The 17,173-nt window shown below is 25.1% G+C and carries 15 protein-coding genes and 2 CRISPR repeat arrays; of the genes, 1 reads left to right on the forward strand and 14 read right to left on the reverse strand.

What is annotated here, in order from left to right; genetic code table 11:
- Nucleotides 1-139 precede the first annotated feature (139 nt).
- The 12 genes from NG901_RS16030 to NG901_RS16085 all read right to left on the reverse strand — a co-directional run bounded on the left by NG901_RS16030 (nt 140) and on the right by NG901_RS16085 (nt 13,217).
- Complete coding sequence (locus NG901_RS16030; RefSeq protein ID WP_252216859.1) at nt 140-364, reverse strand: hypothetical protein; 225 nt, start codon at nt 362-364, stop codon at nt 140-142.
- A 721-nt stretch (nt 365-1,085) separates the two neighbouring features.
- Complete coding sequence (gene cmr6 / locus NG901_RS16035) at nt 1,086-2,006, reverse strand: type III-B CRISPR module RAMP protein Cmr6 (RefSeq protein ID WP_252216862.1); 921 nt, start codon at nt 2,004-2,006, stop codon at nt 1,086-1,088.
- The gene (gene cmr5 / locus NG901_RS16040; protein ID WP_252216865.1) at nt 1,990-2,430 is read right to left on the reverse strand and encodes a type III-B CRISPR module-associated protein Cmr5; all 441 of its coding nucleotides are present in this window, start codon (nt 2,428-2,430) and stop codon (nt 1,990-1,992) included. The genes cmr6 and cmr5 overlap by 17 nt, the downstream gene beginning before the upstream one ends.
- Nucleotides 2,418-3,389, reverse strand: a complete 972-nt coding sequence (cmr4, locus tag NG901_RS16045; protein ID WP_252216867.1) for a type III-B CRISPR module RAMP protein Cmr4 — start codon at nt 3,387-3,389, stop codon at nt 2,418-2,420. Before cmr4 ends, cmr5 begins: the two co-directional genes overlap by 13 nt.
- Nucleotides 3,389-4,870 carry a hypothetical protein gene (locus NG901_RS16050; RefSeq protein ID WP_252216869.1) on the reverse strand — a complete coding sequence of 494 codons (1,482 nt, stop codon included), beginning with the start codon at nt 4,868-4,870 and terminating at the stop codon, nt 3,389-3,391. Before NG901_RS16050 ends, cmr4 begins: the two co-directional genes overlap by 1 nt.
- 6 nt (nt 4,871-4,876) lie before the next feature.
- The gene (cmr3, locus tag NG901_RS16055) at nt 4,877-5,974 is read right to left on the reverse strand and encodes a type III-B CRISPR module-associated protein Cmr3 (protein WP_252216872.1); all 1,098 of its coding nucleotides are present in this window, start codon (nt 5,972-5,974) and stop codon (nt 4,877-4,879) included.
- Nucleotides 5,964-7,844, reverse strand: coding sequence for a type III-B CRISPR-associated protein Cas10/Cmr2 (gene cas10 / locus NG901_RS16060; RefSeq protein ID WP_252216875.1), 1,881 nt, complete (start codon nt 7,842-7,844; stop codon nt 5,964-5,966). The genes cmr3 and cas10 overlap by 11 nt, the downstream gene beginning before the upstream one ends.
- Entirely contained in the window at nt 7,841-8,983 is a 1,143-nt protein-coding gene (gene cmr1, locus NG901_RS16065) for a type III-B CRISPR module RAMP protein Cmr1 (RefSeq protein WP_252216876.1), read from the reverse strand. The genes cas10 and cmr1 overlap by 4 nt, the downstream gene beginning before the upstream one ends.
- A gap of 50 nt (nt 8,984-9,033) precedes the next feature.
- Nucleotides 9,034-9,528 (reverse strand): hypothetical protein, encoded by a 495-nt coding sequence (locus NG901_RS16070; protein ID WP_252216878.1) that lies wholly within the window; start codon nt 9,526-9,528, stop codon nt 9,034-9,036.
- A 5-nt stretch (nt 9,529-9,533) separates the two neighbouring features.
- On the reverse strand, nt 9,534-10,223 hold the full coding sequence (gene cas6, locus NG901_RS16075) for a CRISPR-associated endoribonuclease Cas6 (protein ID WP_252216881.1): 690 nt from the start codon (nt 10,221-10,223) through the stop codon (nt 9,534-9,536).
- A 240-nt stretch (nt 10,224-10,463) separates the two neighbouring features.
- Nucleotides 10,464-11,406: direct repeats of the CRISPR family, unit length 30 nt; unit sequence ATTTAAATACATCTCATGTTAAGGTTAAAC.
- Nucleotides 11,407-11,748: 342 nt separating this feature from the next.
- Nucleotides 11,749-12,663, reverse strand: a complete 915-nt coding sequence (locus NG901_RS16080; RefSeq protein ID WP_252216882.1) for a class I SAM-dependent methyltransferase — start codon at nt 12,661-12,663, stop codon at nt 11,749-11,751.
- 26 nt (nt 12,664-12,689) lie between these two features.
- Nucleotides 12,690-13,217, reverse strand: coding sequence for an HXXEE domain-containing protein (locus NG901_RS16085; protein WP_252216883.1), 528 nt, complete (start codon nt 13,215-13,217; stop codon nt 12,690-12,692).
- 169 nt (nt 13,218-13,386) lie between these two features.
- On the opposite strand from NG901_RS16085, the gene NG901_RS16090 reads away from it, so the two are divergent.
- Entirely contained in the window at nt 13,387-13,944 is a 558-nt protein-coding gene (locus NG901_RS16090) for a TetR/AcrR family transcriptional regulator (RefSeq protein WP_252216884.1), read from the forward strand.
- Nucleotides 13,945-14,502: 558 nt separating this feature from the next.
- Nucleotides 14,503-15,449: a CRISPR direct-repeat array (repeat unit 30 nt; unit sequence ATTTAAATACATCTCATGTTAAGGTTAAAC).
- A 285-nt stretch (nt 15,450-15,734) separates the two neighbouring features.
- On the opposite strand, the gene NG901_RS16095 is transcribed toward NG901_RS16090, so the two are convergent.
- Nucleotides 15,735-16,451 carry an SDR family NAD(P)-dependent oxidoreductase gene (locus NG901_RS16095; protein WP_252216886.1) on the reverse strand — a complete coding sequence of 239 codons (717 nt, stop codon included), beginning with the start codon at nt 16,449-16,451 and terminating at the stop codon, nt 15,735-15,737.
- A 46-nt stretch (nt 16,452-16,497) separates the two neighbouring features.
- Nucleotides 16,498-16,962: a glyoxalase/bleomycin resistance/dioxygenase family protein gene (locus tag NG901_RS16100; protein WP_252216898.1), complete on the reverse strand. Its 465-nt coding sequence runs from the start codon at nt 16,960-16,962 to the stop codon at nt 16,498-16,500.
- Nucleotides 16,963-17,173 lie beyond the last annotated feature (211 nt).

A 17,173-nucleotide genomic window follows, 5' to 3' on the forward strand; every position in this document is an offset into this window, starting at 1 on the left:
ATCATAAACTTCTTTTGACTTTTTTAACATTTTCGTATACCCCCATTCATCTCAATACATAAAATTTATTATTTCATTTCCCATTTAAACCCAAGCTTTCTGTGTTTTTAAATAAATTATAACATATTTTAATACCATATTATTGACTTTTTCTAGATTTTTCTTTTGATAAAAGGTATATATTTAATAAAATTCCTAGTGTCCCAATAACTCCTGATATAATATACACTAAATCACTTGTTTTTTCCCATATTATAATTGAACTAATTATTGTACAGATTAATACAATCCATAAAATGGATATAACTGTGTTTACAATAGTATTATTTAAGGAATTTCTATTGTTAGTGTTTTTATTAAACATAATATATAATCCTTTCTTGAATGATAAAGCTTCTGTAATATATTACCATTATAATTTAATTATACAACACCATATAAATATCACATTGTTTTGGCCTTAAATATAGCTCTAATTTACCGTCATGATTACAATATTAATCTACCTTGTAACATTACTAGTTACATTATTAGTAACTATTTTTATAACATTATTAAGAGTAAAAATAAAAATATTCTTATAGCTACAAAGTCAAAATTATAGCTATAAAAATATTTTCTTGTACATCTCATGTTAAAGTTAAACTGAAAATACACAGTTTAAAAAAAGATATTAAAAAATTTAAATACATCTCATGTTAAGGTTAAACATGAATGTGTTGAAACTGAAATGAATGAAGGATGTCAATTTAAATACATCTCATGTTAAGGTTAAACTAATGCTGAACAGCAAGAAAAGTATTTTTATTTAATATTTAAATACATCTCATGTTAAGGTTAAACCAGTAAAATAGCCATTCTCTAAAATCAATAATACACTAAGGCATTGAAACTTCAAGGTTTCAAGGAAACTTTACCAGCCGTTTGTCAAATTTTCAAAAAAATTTTATAAAGTTACTTTAGCCCTGTAATTTCAATGGATTAAGGGAGTTTATATAAATTTATGGCTGGGAAAATAAGTGGTTACTTGTTTAAAGTTTTTCTATTTTTAATATGTTACAAATCCTTTTAACTCTTTCTGAATTTTAATTCCTTTTTTCTTCTTTATCAATATTAAAATAACCATATCCTACTGAGGTCTTTGCCCCAAGTCCTTTTTCTTTAAGAGCTTCTTTTAAATATTTACATACTATTTCACTTAATGATTTATCTAAAAATTCTTTTTGTGTTTCATTCCACAAATTATTAACTGATTCATTAAGACATTTTTCTATTTCATCATGTGTTTTTAAATTCTTTTTAAAACCTACTATAAATCTAAATTTAGTATGCTCTATAGTAATGAAATTAATAGGAATAGTATCATCATAATCTACTGGAAACACTTTATTTGTTTCATCTTTATAATAAGATGAATAATGAGGATTCATAACATCTAATTTAAGTGTAGGTGAATTAATTGGATATGCATCAAAAAAATATACATTTCCTATACTTGAATCAATAATCCATTTTTCATTACAACCAAACAGCCTACAAAAAGTATTATTATTTAAAGCAGTTTCCTCTTCTCCATCAAATACTTCATTTATAATATGATTTCGTAATGCTCCTTTTATAGCTTGTCCTGGTATATATGGAAAACCATATATGTAATGAAGACACATAGAAGTTTCATATACTGATTCACTACCTAAACCTACTGCTAATCTTCCATCAGTTTCATATTGAAAATCTTTAATATCCAAATTCATCTTTTGAATATTTAATAAATATTGTTCTGATATGTTTTTTATATTTAAATTATCAAAATTACTATTAATATTTTCTAGTTTTATTTTAATAGCATCTTTTTTATATGGCTTAATAGGTATTTTATGAAATTTTAAATAAAAATTATCTATATTTCTTATATTTAATTTTTTAGTGTCAGAAGGTACAATAGCTTTTGATATTAAATTTTTATTATTAGTTTTAGAGTCAGATTTATTATTCTTTTTTAGCATCGTTACTATCCTCTTTATCTAATATTTTTCCATCTGCAAATCTTTTTAACCAATTTAAAAATGCTAATACTTCTTTTGTTACAGCTCTATATTGTTGAGAATTTAAATTTATAATATCATCAACTAATTCCCCATTAAACTTATCTTTTACATAATACAAATAAGGACTTTCTTTTATCCAACATACTATATCATTATATAACCATTCATAAGCTACTACTTTTTGTTTTTTAGAATATACAAAAGCTATTGAAGGACCTAGCCCATTAACTTTTATAAGCATAGGTAATTTTTTAACATAACTTTTATATTCTTTTAAATTACCTTTACCTTTACCTTTAACTTTTTCTTTTCTTTCATGATTACTTATACATTCAAAAGCTTTAGCAGCTCTACCTTGTTCTATTTTTCTTATTTCTGACATTGTTTATCATCATCCTCTTTTTTCATAATAATAGTTACTAGCCCCTTACCTATAGTTTCATTTCCTCCAATTTGCATAACTTCCGGTTTATTATCTTGGAAAAATTTAATTACTTTTTCAGCTTCTAAATACTCTTTATTAATTTCAGTATTTTCAACTTCAAATCTCCCTTTTTGAGAATTAAATATAGGTGCAGCCAATGCCAATGAATACATTATAGTTTCACAAGGTAAGTATTCTTCTGTAAATAACGCTCCATTTTTTACTGTGCCCGAGTCAGGATTAATCTTTGTTCTAGTTATTACTTCTGTAGATAAATTTACAAAATCTTTAAAATCATCATCAGATAATACAACTAATTTTTCTTTTAATCTTTCATATTCTTCTATATATTTACCTATAAAATCTGCAATTTTATCACAGTTATCTTTATCAACATCAAAGGTATATTCTTCTAAAGCTATTTTAGATCTTTCACTTGTATTACTAGACTTAATTTCAGCACTGCTATTTGATGTTGTTGTACAAATCCCCTCTTGATTAATAATATATCTTAAATCTAAATTTTCTATAGATTCTCCACATAATATCAAATCTTTTTTAAATCTTTCAAGCACACTTTTACATGTAATCCAAGCAAAAATACCTTTCATTGATTTAACTGGAAAAAGTAATAATCTAGCATCAGTAAATCCTAGAGCACCAGCATGTCCATCACTTTTATCTGGACCAAATGCTAAATCTATTGGATTTGTATTTTTATCTTTATCTTCTTTTTTATCTACACGATTATTAAATTCTGCACGCATACAACCTTTAACTGTTGATCCTTCTATTTTGGGATATGATGTATGTTTTTCTCTTTGAATAGGCATATCAACTATTCCAAGTTCTGTTCCACTTCCTGCATGAAGTGGTGTTTCACATTTTATAAAAAAAGGTTTTGCTATCTTAAACATTATTTAGTCTCCTTTAATTCAACTTCTTTAACATCTGTTAATGGATTAGTCATAAATTTTTGGTAATAATTAAGATAATTTTTATGACTCTCATTATTTAATGTATATTCTAATGTGGCTAAATACACTTTAAATTTTATATCTGTTCCATTAAATAACTCATCTTTAATCTCATTTAAATTAGTATTGAATTCCTTATATAATTTAACATCTTTTGTAGAGCTACTCATTACTATATCATCTGAGTATCTTGTATTATTAATTAATTTAAATTTATATAAACATAAATGATATTCTTTTGGAATACAATTTTTACTTATTTTAAACTTATCTATTTGTTCTGAAATTTGTTCTTTTAACTTTTCAAAATTTTTTCCTAGTAAAACATTAATTGATTTACATTCAACTACTAATTTACTATCTTCAAAGTTTATAAGTAGATCAATCTCTTTATTGTAAGTATATTCGTCACTTCTTTTAATACTTACAAATTTTTCATCTGAAAACTTTTTAATGTTTTCTATATAATACTCATAGAATTTATATTCCATATAAAATCCAACTACATTTTTAGAATCTGCATAATTATAAAAAATATAATCCATGAAAATATTACCAAGTTCACTTTGTTTAATTTCTTGTCCATTTTCTTTTATTAATCCATACTTTTTTAATGTTTTTTTAATTTCTCCATTTTTTAATTTATCTGGTTTATACAAATAAGGATAATATAATTCTTCAAATACACTATCAAAAGCTAATGGTATATTTTCAAAAGTTAAAATGCTATCACTTTCCTCATAAATGTATTTTATAGAAATATTATAAATCTGACCTAATATTGTTACATAGGGTAATATTGATTTATACCCTCCTGATACATTTAAAATTACATTAGAATTATTACTAAATATATTTTCTTTAAAATTTCCTTTTTCATCTTTTTCTTTATCTTTTTCTATTAACTCTTTAATGCATTTATAAAAGTTATCTAACCCATTATCTATAAATTCTTTTGCTTCATTAACTTGCCATCCTTTAATAGAAAATATCTTTATTTCAACTATATTTTTTTCTTGCATCATATCAGATAACTCATCTTTTATTATTTCAGCTGCCATTCTTGATAAAATTGTATCAGCAGTAATAAAATATATTTCTATCTTTTCACTACTTTTTTGTTCTTCACATATTTTAAATATACTTTTAATTTCAGCAGATGCATCTTTGTTTAATCCATAATTATCATTTAAATTCCATTCACCATTATTATTTTTTGCAATCCCTTTTAGCCAATTATTTTTTATAATATGTTTGTTTTTATCCAATTTATTTTTAAATTCTTCTAATGAATCCGTATAATATTTTTTATCTAATAGATCATCTACATCTATTGATGTATACTCTTCAAAGGCATCTTTTATCTTTTCTTTCATATAATTAGTAAATATTGATATTCCAACTGTAGTTATAACTACCATATGATATTATTCCTCCCAATTTCCTACAAAACTGATTCCAAATCCTTGTTTTGCAAAATCCAATTCAGCTATTGATTTACCATTAAATAAATTTGTAACCTCTTCTAAAGTACCGCTTTGTAATTCAAAACAATATACACTACCTGCTGGAACTGCTTTCATCATTTTTTTAGGACAACCATTTTTTATATCATATCCACCAACATATTGAGTTTTCCCCATACAAACACTCAAAAGTTTAACATTTATTCCTTTATATTCTCCTTCTAAACTATTTTTATCAATCCAACTAGGAATCCAACCATTTTTAAAAATTGCAGGAGTAGCTAAATAAAGCTTGAATTTTTGCCCTTTAAGACTATACTCATATAGTTCTTCATTATTCTGTATTTCTTTATAAGAACAACTTTTACTTTCTCCTCCCAATTTAATGAATCCTGTTGATGGAATATTTAAACCTTCAAATTCAATACATATCTTTACTTTATCCATACGCAACATGTTCATTCTATATAAACATTCATTTTTTACTGAATTAGTGTTATTATTAATTCTAATTCCTATTTTATTTTCACTTAAAATCAAATCCTCTAATTTTCTTATTTTTAATTCTTCAGTATAACCCTGTAAAAACATTTCCAAGTCACTTTTCTCAATTATTCCATTACTTATATTTTCTACTTCTAAATTATTCATAAAAAAATATTCCAAATTGCTTGATGATACAAATTTTTTATTAGTATTTTTTAATCCAGTAACACTATATATTTTTCTTCTATTTTCTCTATTTTTTTGATTTACATTCCTATTTTTTAATTGTACTAATGAAAATGGACAAGGATAATAATATCCAAGGAAACTATTTCTATTTTCATATATTTTGTAACTTATATTCTTTATAACTAAGTTCCTTGTTGGATCTTGTTTTGTAGTTGCTTTATCTAATTCATCAACATGATTAGCAAAATATACTGTTCTAAGTGCACCATATAGTACTGATGGATAAGGAGGAAAAAAGCTATCTGCCCAAGTTTCATCTTCCATATTAAAAGCTTTAGCGTCTTTAAAAAATAATGTATCTAATGGTGTTATCTCAATTTTCATATGATACCTCCCTACTTATGAAGTCAATTATAGATAACATAGAAAGAAAATTTGGCACTTGCATAGTTCCACTTATATCCATATCTTCATATAAATTCAATACATTTTTAATCAATATACTAATTTGTTTATTTTTTTCCTTTAAAAAATTTTCTTCACTCTGTTCTTCAGCTTTTTCTAATTTACAACTTCTTTTTATTAATCTACCTATTTCACATTTAATTATTTCATCATATAGATTCTCATGTGTTTCATGATTTGTTTTCTCACTATTATCAAATAATCTAAATTCTTTCATTAAATTAATTAAAAATGTATATGAAAACTTCCCATTTTTAATTGATTCAACTATATTGTTTAAGTTTTCAGTAGTCCACTGAAATTCACAGTTATGATTCCATCCTTTTTCTTTTTTCCATTTAAAAACAGCTTCACTTATTTCTCCTGAACGTCTCAATAAACCTATACTAAAAGCATCTTTATCGTTATCTTCAAAAGTTTCTTTTGCTTTATGTTCCATAATTCTTGTCCATTTTAAAGTTTCTGAAAAAGGTACTTTATAATGTGTTACAACTATTCCAGCTGAAAATGTTATATCACAATTTTCAGCTATATAATAATCTTTTAAAGGTTGATTAACCATTTCATTGAATTTATTTCGTAAATATTTCATAGTATCAAATAATTCTTCTAAATTTATAAGTCCAAGAAAATCTTCTCCACCAGCATAAACAGTTATTCCACATTGGTTATCTACATAATCTTTAGCTTTATTTGAAAATTTCATTAACTTTTCAGATAATTTTTTATGAAACTCTTTTAGATTATTTTGTGGATCTTTAATTTTTTCACCACTTAACCACTTACCCATACTATCTCCATCAAAAGCTATTGCAACAAAATATTTATTGAACTTAATATTTTTATTTTTACAATAAGAATAAAAATTACTATATATATTATTTATTTTTTCTGAAAAATTAAGTGAACATTTTTCAAAATATTCTTTTGTAACATTTTCTTTAAATAAAATTTCTTCATCAAAATCACCTTTACTAAAACATTTTTTGTATTCATTTATTAATTGTTTACCTTCAGGATCTTTATCAATTTTTTCTAAGGCATCTAACATAGCTATTTTGGCTAAAGAATCAAAATCGTTGTTATTAAAATCAAAATTAAAAAATCTCTTAGTAAAACATACAGCACATAATCCTTCTTGTTTTTTAACTTTATTATTCTTTAAATAGACTACATTTTGTTCATTAAAACCTTTATTATTTCTTAATCCAGTTTTTTTATTAGATTTCCAATTTGTAATTAATGCATTTCTACATCCGCATAATGAACATTTTCTACCTTTTTCCTCTAATTGATTAAAAATTTTTACGTTTTTAACAGCTCCCATATAAGCTTCTATATCTTTGTATGTATCGTAATAGTTTTCATCACTTTCTTTTAATGGTACTGCAACCCAATAAACTTCAAGAAAATCATCTATTTGATTAAAAAAATCTATTTTTATATTGTTAACATCATTAATATTTAATTTAAATACTTCTTCTGAATATTCTTTAAATCTATCTTTAACATAATTTTTTAAATTCTCTCCAACTTCATCAATCTTATTTGTAGTAACAATCATTGTAAATCTGTTTGGACAGGATTTTAATTCTTTTTCTTTATTTGGGAATATTATATCTACTGGATAATTTATAAATTTTACTTTTTCATTATTCAATGCATCTAACACATCTTCTATTAAACTTGATAGTATTTGACTTCCACCAAATAAATCTTGTGTTTTTCTTGCTTGAGCAATAAAATTTTGTACTGGTCCAATAGTAAATAAAAATAGATATTTACTCATATTGTTATCTCCTTATATTCATTTCCATCTGTTAAATAAGTAATAAATTTTTTAATGATATCACTTTTTAATTTAGGTAATTTTTTAAATTTATCTTCTCTTAATTTATCTTTACTTGATTTATCAAGTGCTTTCATTATCCTAAATTCATCATTAATTAAATTTCCATTTAAATATATTACTATTGGAAAAAACATATTTTCATTAATTTTTATTACTTTAAATATAAATGGTGATAATCTTCTTTTTATCTCTTTTAGTTTATTTTTTTCCATTTTTCCAGCAATTATTTTAGTCTTATTTCTATGGATTATTGGAAATCCAAAATTAGCAACATCATAAATATTACTTCTATTATTATCTCTGAAATATTTAAACTTTTTTCCTATAAATTCAAGGGCATCGTACCAAGTCTCCTTATAATTAAAAACAAATATTCTACTTCCCTTTAAAACAGAATATGATTTTTCTGTTGTATTGTTAATTAACTTTGAAAGCTCTATATACCTATTGACTAATGATGCTTTATCCTTAATTGAATGTGTATCAAATAAATTAATACACTCTATATTACTATTATTTTCTATAAAACTGTTTATTTTAATACTTCCTGCACCTCTTCTATTCCTAGCACCTATTGCACCAAAAAACTGCAGAAATAATAATCCTATCATAGCTTTTTCCAAATCATCACTATTATTTGCTTTAAACTCAACATTAAATTTAGTCCCAGTCTTAATATATTGCTTTGAATTTTTTAATAATAAAGAATAAAGTAAATATTTTAAACCTGAATATTCAGTTGTTTGTTTAAAACTACTTTCATTTGAAAATCTTAATTCTTTCCATAAGTAAGAAGTATTTGATTTATCATTATAATTAATTAATCTCATAATAACTTTGCTTTTACCGATTTTATTTTTATTCTCTTGTTTCGACTCTTTACTTACTCCACCAAATGTTAAATTTTCACTTTCTTTTAATTGTTTTAATCCTAAATCAGCATTTGCTGCTCTCCACCAATACCTAATCATTCCCTTTAGTGATGGTATTCTTATCTCGGGTGTTTGTCCATCTGCTCCATATAAAAATAAGGGAGTAACTACCTCACATTCAACTGTTATTTTAGTATTTTTCATTGTTTTACCTCTTTGCAAATATATTTTTTATTATAAAATATAATTTTTAATTATCTTTGAAGCTGCCCCCAAAGTTCATACTTATCATCGCTTTTAAAAGTATGATTATAAACTAAAACATTAAAATCATTAGATAATTCTGCACCTATCATAGTTGCAACACTAACAGGTGATGATATGAATAAAAGAACCTTACTTATACCTTTTTGTTGTAACTTAATCTTTTTATTTTTTAAATCCGTAATTATATCATCAATATCCTTCGATTCTATCTGCCCTGTTTTTTCAACTTTTACAATATGTTCATCAGATATATCTTTATATTTTTTCCTCTGTCTTAACCAAAGTTTTACTTGATTTTCTATATCATTAGTTCCTATACGCACTATCAACACACCAGTATTTTTGCAAATATTTCTTTCAATTCTTTTATACTCAATCCAACGTCTAAATTTGTGAAACTTCAATCCTAAAATAAATGTGATTATTGGAGTACCTATAGTAATAATGCTTGAAACTTTATTTATCTCATCCCAAGTAATCATCTATATTACCTCCAATTACAAAACCCCGCTCCAACAGCAGAATTCTTTTCACCTAATCCAGCCCCCATCGCTATAAAAGCTATCTTTTGAGCCTCCTCATTCTCCTGAATTTCTATATTCAATTTATTTCCGAGAAGCTTGATACACTTGTAAGAAAAGCCCATAGGCATTCTGTTTTTAAAGATAATATTCTTTATAAATTTTCCTTTTATATTTATATCCTCATCAAAAAAGTCTTTATACTTCTTTTCTAAATTTGCTTCTAATCTATCTTTAAACAATTCTAAATCATCATCTTGTAACCAAGGTTTATTATCAACAGTAATAATTACTGGAGTAACAGTATTTAACTCTTTAATACTTGTTATTTCCACTTCATTTGATGCGACTGAAATAACCTTAAAATCATCACTCTTTAACATTTGTAAACAATTATGTATTTTTTGCATAAAATCATGTTTTAATCCTCTGATTTTAAAAATATATAATTTATCTTTCTTATAAAACTTATCTTTTTCCAATGGATAAAAATTATTAAAAACATAATGTTTATATTCTTTTTTTGGATGAAGTTCTTTTAAATCCTCATCTAATAACATAAGCTTATTTATATTTTTACCTATTATATATCCGCCATCTGCAAAATATATGTCTTTTTTTAACATTACCGTTGCTGTTAATTCTATAAAATTCATTTATTTACCTCACCCAAATTTCTTGTAATTAATATATATTATACCATATTTTACATTAACGCTTGTTAAAAGTGAAAAAAAGTGCATTTTTAGTCCTAATAAATATTAAGATCTAAAAATACACTTTTTATTCTTTATGAATTCATGTTACTAAAGAACTAAGGATAACTTCTAAAATACTATATTTTAAAATTATGATAAGTACGCCAAAAGAATAGATATTAATCATATTTCATCCATTTTTAAATACATCTCATGTTAAGGTTAAACTACAGCAAGGATTTTGATGGCACTCTTAAAGACGTATTTAAATACATCTCATGTTAAGGTTAAACTTATTCATAAGCATTTTAGTTAATGCAGTCATGTTTATTTAAATACATCTCATGTTAAGGTTAAACCATCCACTGTAGATTGTGTATCAAGTCAAGGAGGAAATTTAAATACATCTCATGTTAAGGTTAAACGATAATCACCATATCGACGCAGTAAGATATGCCAAATTTAAATACATCTCATGTTAAGGTTAAACAAAGTTCCAAAAAGAAAACCAATTTGCTTAAATATATTTAAATACATCTCATGTTAAGGTTAAACGATAAATTAGAGCAAAATGATGTTGCATTAAAAATATTTAAATACATCTCATGTTAAGGTTAAACAAAAGAAATATTAAATTCAAGCAGAGATGTGTTAGAATTTAAATACATCTCATGTTAAGGTTAAACATACAGGATAAATATTTAGAGACTATTAAAACAGATTTAAATACATCTCATGTTAAGGTTAAACTTTATTTATATCAGTTTCTATTAAATTAGTATTATATTTAAATACATCTCATGTTAAGGTTAAACGTTTAATACCTCCTTACAAATATAATTATACTACAATTTAAATACATCTCATGTTAAGGTTAAACATTTTTATCTTAGTAAGGGTTCTTCCATAATGCTATTTAAATACATCTCATGTTAAGGTTAAACAGAAGCCTTTACAATAGTTTTGGATGGGATAATGGATTTAAATACATCTCATGTTAAGGTTAAACGGGTACAGGAGAGGGAGAGGGAGATATTACTGTTCCATTTAAATACATCTCATGTTAAGGTTAAACCAAATTATGTGAAATGTGGCAAGGAAAGATACTTATATTTAAATACATCTCATGTTAAGGTTAAACCATAGTAAAATGCTCATTCTCTAAAATCAATAATATCACTAAGGTATTGAAACTTCAATGTTTTAAGGAAACTTTCCCAGCCGATTGTAAAATTCTCCGAAAAATTTTCAAAGATTACCTTAGCCCTGTAATTTCAATGGATTAATGAGTTTTACATAAATTTATGCCTGGTAAACTAGAATGTTTAATATTCTAGTTTACTTGTACACTTTATTTGTAATACAACGAAAAACACTGCAAAATTTAAATTTGAATAATGCAGTGTTTTTATAAATCATTGATTTTTTCAGTTATTCCGTTAAATAAGAAAATCATATATTAATTATTTCTTCAATTTTACTTTTATTTCTTAACTGCCAAGCAATAATTCACATTATTAAATGCTTTTATAGGATGCTCTGGATTTGATTGATTATATTTTTTGAAATACTGTTCAGTTATTTCATTTGGTTTTAAATGCTCATAAATTAAGAAATTACTATGAGCTAATAGTTTTTCCAACTCTAAATAAGAATAACTTGCAAGCATTTTTTCGTTTGATGCACTAGTCATTGCAATTTGCTTTTTAACTCTTTCCCCTGCCTTTGGAGTATAAGTATCCTCATCTTGATAATCAAAAACAATGCTACTGCCTTTTGGCACAATACTTGAAATAGTATTTATTGCATGTTCAAAATCTTCCTTAGTCAAATAGTAATTTACTCCAAGTAAACTGCAAAAACTTATTTTGTTTTGCTCAAACTGCAAACATTCAATTAGATTTCTCTCCCAAGTCTTTTCTGTAAAATCAATAGGTATATAGTGTAAATTGGAAGGTTTTTCTGTAATTACTGATTGAATACGCTTTTGCTTATCAATTCCAGTTAAAGGATGGTCAAGTTCAAATATTTGAATATTTTTTGCCCAGTCAGGCTGACGATATGCGAATGTATCATACCCAGCAGCAAAAATCAAATATTGCTTTGCACCAATTTTTACTGCATTTTCAAGCGACTTTTCTGTAAATGCCGCTCTACCAATTGGAGTTGGAGATAACTGATTATCAACAATAAAGCGTAAAGCTTCATCCTGTGTACCCTCAAATGATGGATTGAAAAATTTGATACCTTTTGACATATTACTTACAATTTCTTCGTATTCATTTTGAGTTAGAATGTCCTTTGCTAAGTAATCATCAAATACTTTCTCTGTATTTTGTATTGAATGATATGCTCTTGAAAAGGCGCTTATGAGTGCTGTCATACTTTTTTTCTCCATAAAATTATCACCTCTAATATAATATTTTATTTATTTGAGAATTTAACTAATAGGTTTTCAAAATTTTTTTCTACACTGTGAAGCAAAACATAAATTACAAATCCAAATAGCGAACCAGCAACACAAGATAAGATTATTTCAGTTACGCTAAATGCTAATATTAATGTTGCAGTATAAAGAATATAGATACTCAAAGGTAAAAATAAAATTGCAGTTATAATGCCTGGAACATAATGTTTAAATTTTATTGTCAAATTTAAATGAGCTGTAATAAAGTGAGCTGCAGTGGCAAAAAAAAGTCCATACCAAATATAATAGCTATTAAAAATGATTGAAAACAAGGAAGCAAATGAAAAAATCAGAAATAGGATTTCTACTCCAATTGAGAAGGAATCTGTACTTTTAAAATCTTCAAATGGCTTCTTTTTTATTGTGCAGGTGTCAAGGTAATTCTTATACCTTTTCTTCCAAGCTGAAACAAGTATAATTTCTTCAAAATCATGGATCATAAATATAACAGGAAATAACCAAACAATAACATTTATACTATTCATATAAATCACCCCCTTAAATTAAGTCTAATACATAGTCACATATGAGAATTTAATTCACACATGTGACACTTAGCTTCAAATATAGTATAATGCATTTATAGATAATATCAATACTATTTAGATAAGTGCTACATATTAAAAGAATTTGTGACACTTTAGGAGGTATACTTTGAAACAAAAAACAAATCGAATTGCTGAACAATCTAAGAAATGGTTAATTGAAGCTCTCTTTGATTTAATGAAAGAAAAACCATACTCCACTATTACAGTTAAAGAAATATCAGATAAAGCACAATTATCAAGAAGAACATTTTATCGTAATTTTAAAGTTAAAGAAGATCTACTATGTAAATACACAGATTATTTATTCGAAGACTATATAAGGTCTATAAAAGAAAACACTGATTTCTCTTTTGATAGTACTCTTATTAATTATTTTGAATTCTGGAATAAACATATTAAAGAATTAGAATTACTTAAACAAAATCACTTATTTTACTTTATCATGGAAAAAATAAATTCATTTATACCTGATATAAATAAATTTTCAGAAGTTCAATGGCATGATTATGATAACCATATTGAAGAAGAATACATAGTTCTTTATAACATAGGTGGTCTTTGGAATGTGTTATCTAAATGGATAGACAATAACGAAAGAGAATCTCCTAAAGAAATAGCTCAGGCAATTAAAAAAGCAATTAGAAATTTTTCAAAATCAATTTAAAACAGTGCTTTATATAACAATGTTTATGTAAAAATAGCAAAAATTATATACCTCAATCTGCTAAAAAAACTTTCATAATTAAATTTTTACTGATGAGCTAACAAGATTAGCAACTTAATCTCGTTAGCTCTAAATTTTATCTTTCTAATAAAAAACAATATACTTTTAAACATCATTTTCACAAACTGCAGTTTGATGCTAATATGAATAATATTACATAAAAAATTACGATTGTGAAAATTATAGGTATCTTTAACATTGTATTATTTCATTTTCAGAGATCATCGTTCGTATTTCAATTTTCAGCATTTACGTCGCATTTTTTACAGGTTGTACACTTTTTTAGAATTTCATATAAAAAAACACCTAAGATACTTAAATCCTAAGCATTTATAAAAATATGAATATAAGAAAATAAGAAGTTATCTTCTCTAAAAATATTTCAACTTATTAATCTATCTTGTAACATTTTTAGTAACTGTTTTTATAACATTATTAAGAATTAAAAATAAAAACATCCTTATAGCCACAAAATCAAAATTATAGCTATAAGGATATTTTATTGTACATCTCATGTTAAGGTTAAACCACTTATTTAAAGAACTTTTTCGGATGGTTGCAGAAATTTAAATACATCTCATGTTAAGGTTAAACAAATAAGAATATCTTTTATATTTCCAAATTTGTCATTTAAATACATCTCATGTTAAAGTTAAACTTTTATATATTAAAGTCAGAAAGGAAAGTGAAAATTAATTTAAATACATCTCATGTTAAGGTTAAACGCAACTACTTTCTTAGTTTCTTCTTTCTTATTATTATTTAAATACATCTCATGTTAAGGTTAAACTCACCTTTTACTATGAAATCATCATTATCAAAAGATTTAAATACATCTCATGTTAAGGTTAAACAAGAAAACTAAATCAATGTATGACGAAGGTGGCAAATTTAAATACATCTCATGTTAAGGTTAAACTATGAAAGCTATTTGGTATGAAGGAAAAGAATATTAATTTAAATACATCTCATGTTAAGGTTAAACTTTGTGTAAAATTATTGACTATGAATAATTATAAAGCATTTAAATACATCTCATGTTAAGGTTAAACTAGAAGATTTTTTTCTTCTTACTCCACTTTCTTTTATTTAAATACATCTCATGTTAAGGTTAAACGAGTTTGCAAAAAAAGCATCTGCTATTTCTTTACATATTTAAATACATCTCATGTTAAGGTTAAACAAGTTATTGGGTTAGTACTTAAAGTTAATGATCTAAATTTAAATACATCTCATGTTAAGGTTAAACTGAAAGTCCAGTTAATGATGCAGATGGAATAATAGCATTTAAATACATCTCATGTTAAGGTTAAACATTTAGTACTAATCCTTATGTTTGGGTAGTTGAATTATTTAAATACATCTCATGTTAAGGTTAAACTAATTAATCCATTGCTAGTTTTTATTATTGCATTATTTAAATACATCTCATGTTAAGGTTAAACCATAGCAAAATAGCCATTTTCTAAAATCAATAATATCACTAAAGCATTGAAACTTCAAGGTTTTAAGGAAACTTTCCCAGCCGATTGTAAAATTCTCCGAAAAATTTTCAAAGATTACTTTAGCCCTGTAATTTCAATAGATTAATGAGTTTTACATGAATTTATGGCTGGTAAAATAGAATGTTTAATATTCTAGTTAAACTGTACACTTTCTTAGTATTGAATAATAAAAAATCGCAAATCCAATTCTTTGAATAATGCGATTTTACACTCTGTTATTTATTTTTATAACTTAGAATAAATTCTATCAGGCATATGTTTTAAAATAAATGCCATAACTCCCCATCTTTTAGTTACATATGCTATTTTCTTTCTTTGTTTTATTTTCTCATGTATTTGATATGATGCTTTCTCAAGGGGTTGAACCCAAAATAATCCTTCTCCTTTAGCCATATCTGTATCTACTAATCCTGGTCTAATATCTGTTATTGTTATATTAGAGTTACTTTTTCTAACTTTACATCTTATGCCTTCTAAATAATTAGAAAGAAATGCTTTAGAAGCGTTATATGAAGGTGCCCCTCTACTTCCTCTTAACCCCCCAACAGATGATATTACCACTAATTGGCCAGAGTTTTTTTCCATGAAATGTTTTAATGAAATATTAATCATTGATGTAACTCCAGATACATTAACATCAATTACTTCTTTTTCCTTATTCCAATCTAATTCTTCATTTAAATCTCCAATACCTGAAGTTATTATTATTAAATCTACACCACCCATTTCATTAATTAATTCAGTTAATTTGTTCATTGCTTCATCTTGTTTAGAAATATCAATACTTTTTATATATGATTTTGTAGGTAGTTCTTTTTGAAGCTCAGATAACAAGTTACTTCTTCTTGCAGCTAATCCTAGATTATATTTCTCTTTTGAAAAAATTTTTGCTAATTCTCTTCCAATTCCACTACTTGCACCAATAATAATTGCCTTATCCATAAAACGTTCCCCCCTTTAAACCAACTTGTTTAATAAACTGAATTCATCAGCTTTGTTTACACATTTCAACAAATTCAATAGGATGTTGAATAATTTTTGAAATTTCCTCTATAGAATATCCATTGTTAAGATAACGTTTTGCTATAACTGTCATAGATTCTCCTATCTCTATAATATGATGGTCAGGGTCATAAATACGAACAACTCTTTGTTGCCATTCATGTTTTTTAGGCTGATGAACATATTCAATATTTTCATACTCTTGTATCTTTTGCATAAATGCTTCAAAATTATCTACCTCAAAATATAATTCCATATTATTTGACTTCTCCTTAACAGAATTAGCAGATAAATTTGTAAGCCACGCAAAATCCTCTTGTATTGCAAACCCACCACTAAACGTTACATTTTTACCTAAATCAAGAATAACTTTTTGGTCAAATAGTTCCTTATAAAACTGTTTAGAAACATTAACATCTTTCACTGCTAATAGTGCCAATTTAAATTCCATATGTTATCTTTAGTAAGAGAATGTATTATAATTACCAAACTCTTACTAAAGTTCACCACCTCTCATTTTATATACTTTTAAGTGTATAACAAGTTATTATTTCACATTGTATTTTAATATGTTATTTGTTTCCAAACTCAATATTGTACGAATAAAAAACTCATTTAAGAAACTCATTAACAAACTGAAATTTAAGGTCTTAAATCTCTAT

Origin of the sequence: Clostridium sp. CMCC3677, from assembly GCF_023845585.1 — a bacterium.
Lineage (GTDB): Bacteria > Bacillota > Clostridia > Clostridiales > Clostridiaceae > Clostridium > Clostridium aquiflavi.

Excerpts from the sequence above, each read along its gene's own strand:
- NG901_RS16030 (WP_252216859.1), bottom strand. The coding sequence starts at position 364 with ATGTTTAATAAAAACACTAACAATAGAAATTCCTTAAATAATACTATT.
- cmr1 (WP_252216876.1), bottom strand. The coding sequence starts at position 8,983 with ATGAAAAATACTAAAATAACAGTTGAATGTGAGGTAGTTACTCCCTTA.
- NG901_RS16085 (WP_252216883.1), bottom strand. The coding sequence starts at position 13,217 with ATGAATAGTATAAATGTTATTGTTTGGTTATTTCCTGTTATATTTATG.
- NG901_RS16050 (WP_252216869.1), bottom strand. The coding sequence starts at position 4,870 with ATGGTAGTTATAACTACAGTTGGAATATCAATATTTACTAATTATATG.
- cmr4 (WP_252216867.1), bottom strand. The coding sequence starts at position 3,389 with ATGTTTAAGATAGCAAAACCTTTTTTTATAAAATGTGAAACACCACTT.
- cas10 (WP_252216875.1), bottom strand. The coding sequence starts at position 7,844 with ATGAGTAAATATCTATTTTTATTTACTATTGGACCAGTACAAAATTTT.
- cas6 (WP_252216881.1), bottom strand. The coding sequence starts at position 10,223 with ATGAATTTTATAGAATTAACAGCAACGGTAATGTTAAAAAAAGACATA.
- NG901_RS16070 (WP_252216878.1), bottom strand. The coding sequence starts at position 9,528 with ATGATTACTTGGGATGAGATAAATAAAGTTTCAAGCATTATTACTATA.
- cmr6 (WP_252216862.1), bottom strand. The coding sequence starts at position 2,006 with ATGCTAAAAAAGAATAATAAATCTGACTCTAAAACTAATAATAAAAAT.
- NG901_RS16100 (WP_252216898.1), bottom strand. The coding sequence starts at position 16,962 with ATGGAATTTAAATTGGCACTATTAGCAGTGAAAGATGTTAATGTTTCT.
- cmr3 (WP_252216872.1), bottom strand. The coding sequence starts at position 5,974 with ATGAAAATTGAGATAACACCATTAGATACATTATTTTTTAAAGACGCT.
- NG901_RS16080 (WP_252216882.1), bottom strand. The coding sequence starts at position 12,663 with ATGGAGAAAAAAAGTATGACAGCACTCATAAGCGCCTTTTCAAGAGCA.
- NG901_RS16095 (WP_252216886.1), bottom strand. The coding sequence starts at position 16,451 with ATGGATAAGGCAATTATTATTGGTGCAAGTAGTGGAATTGGAAGAGAA.
- cmr5 (WP_252216865.1), bottom strand. The coding sequence starts at position 2,430 with ATGTCAGAAATAAGAAAAATAGAACAAGGTAGAGCTGCTAAAGCTTTT.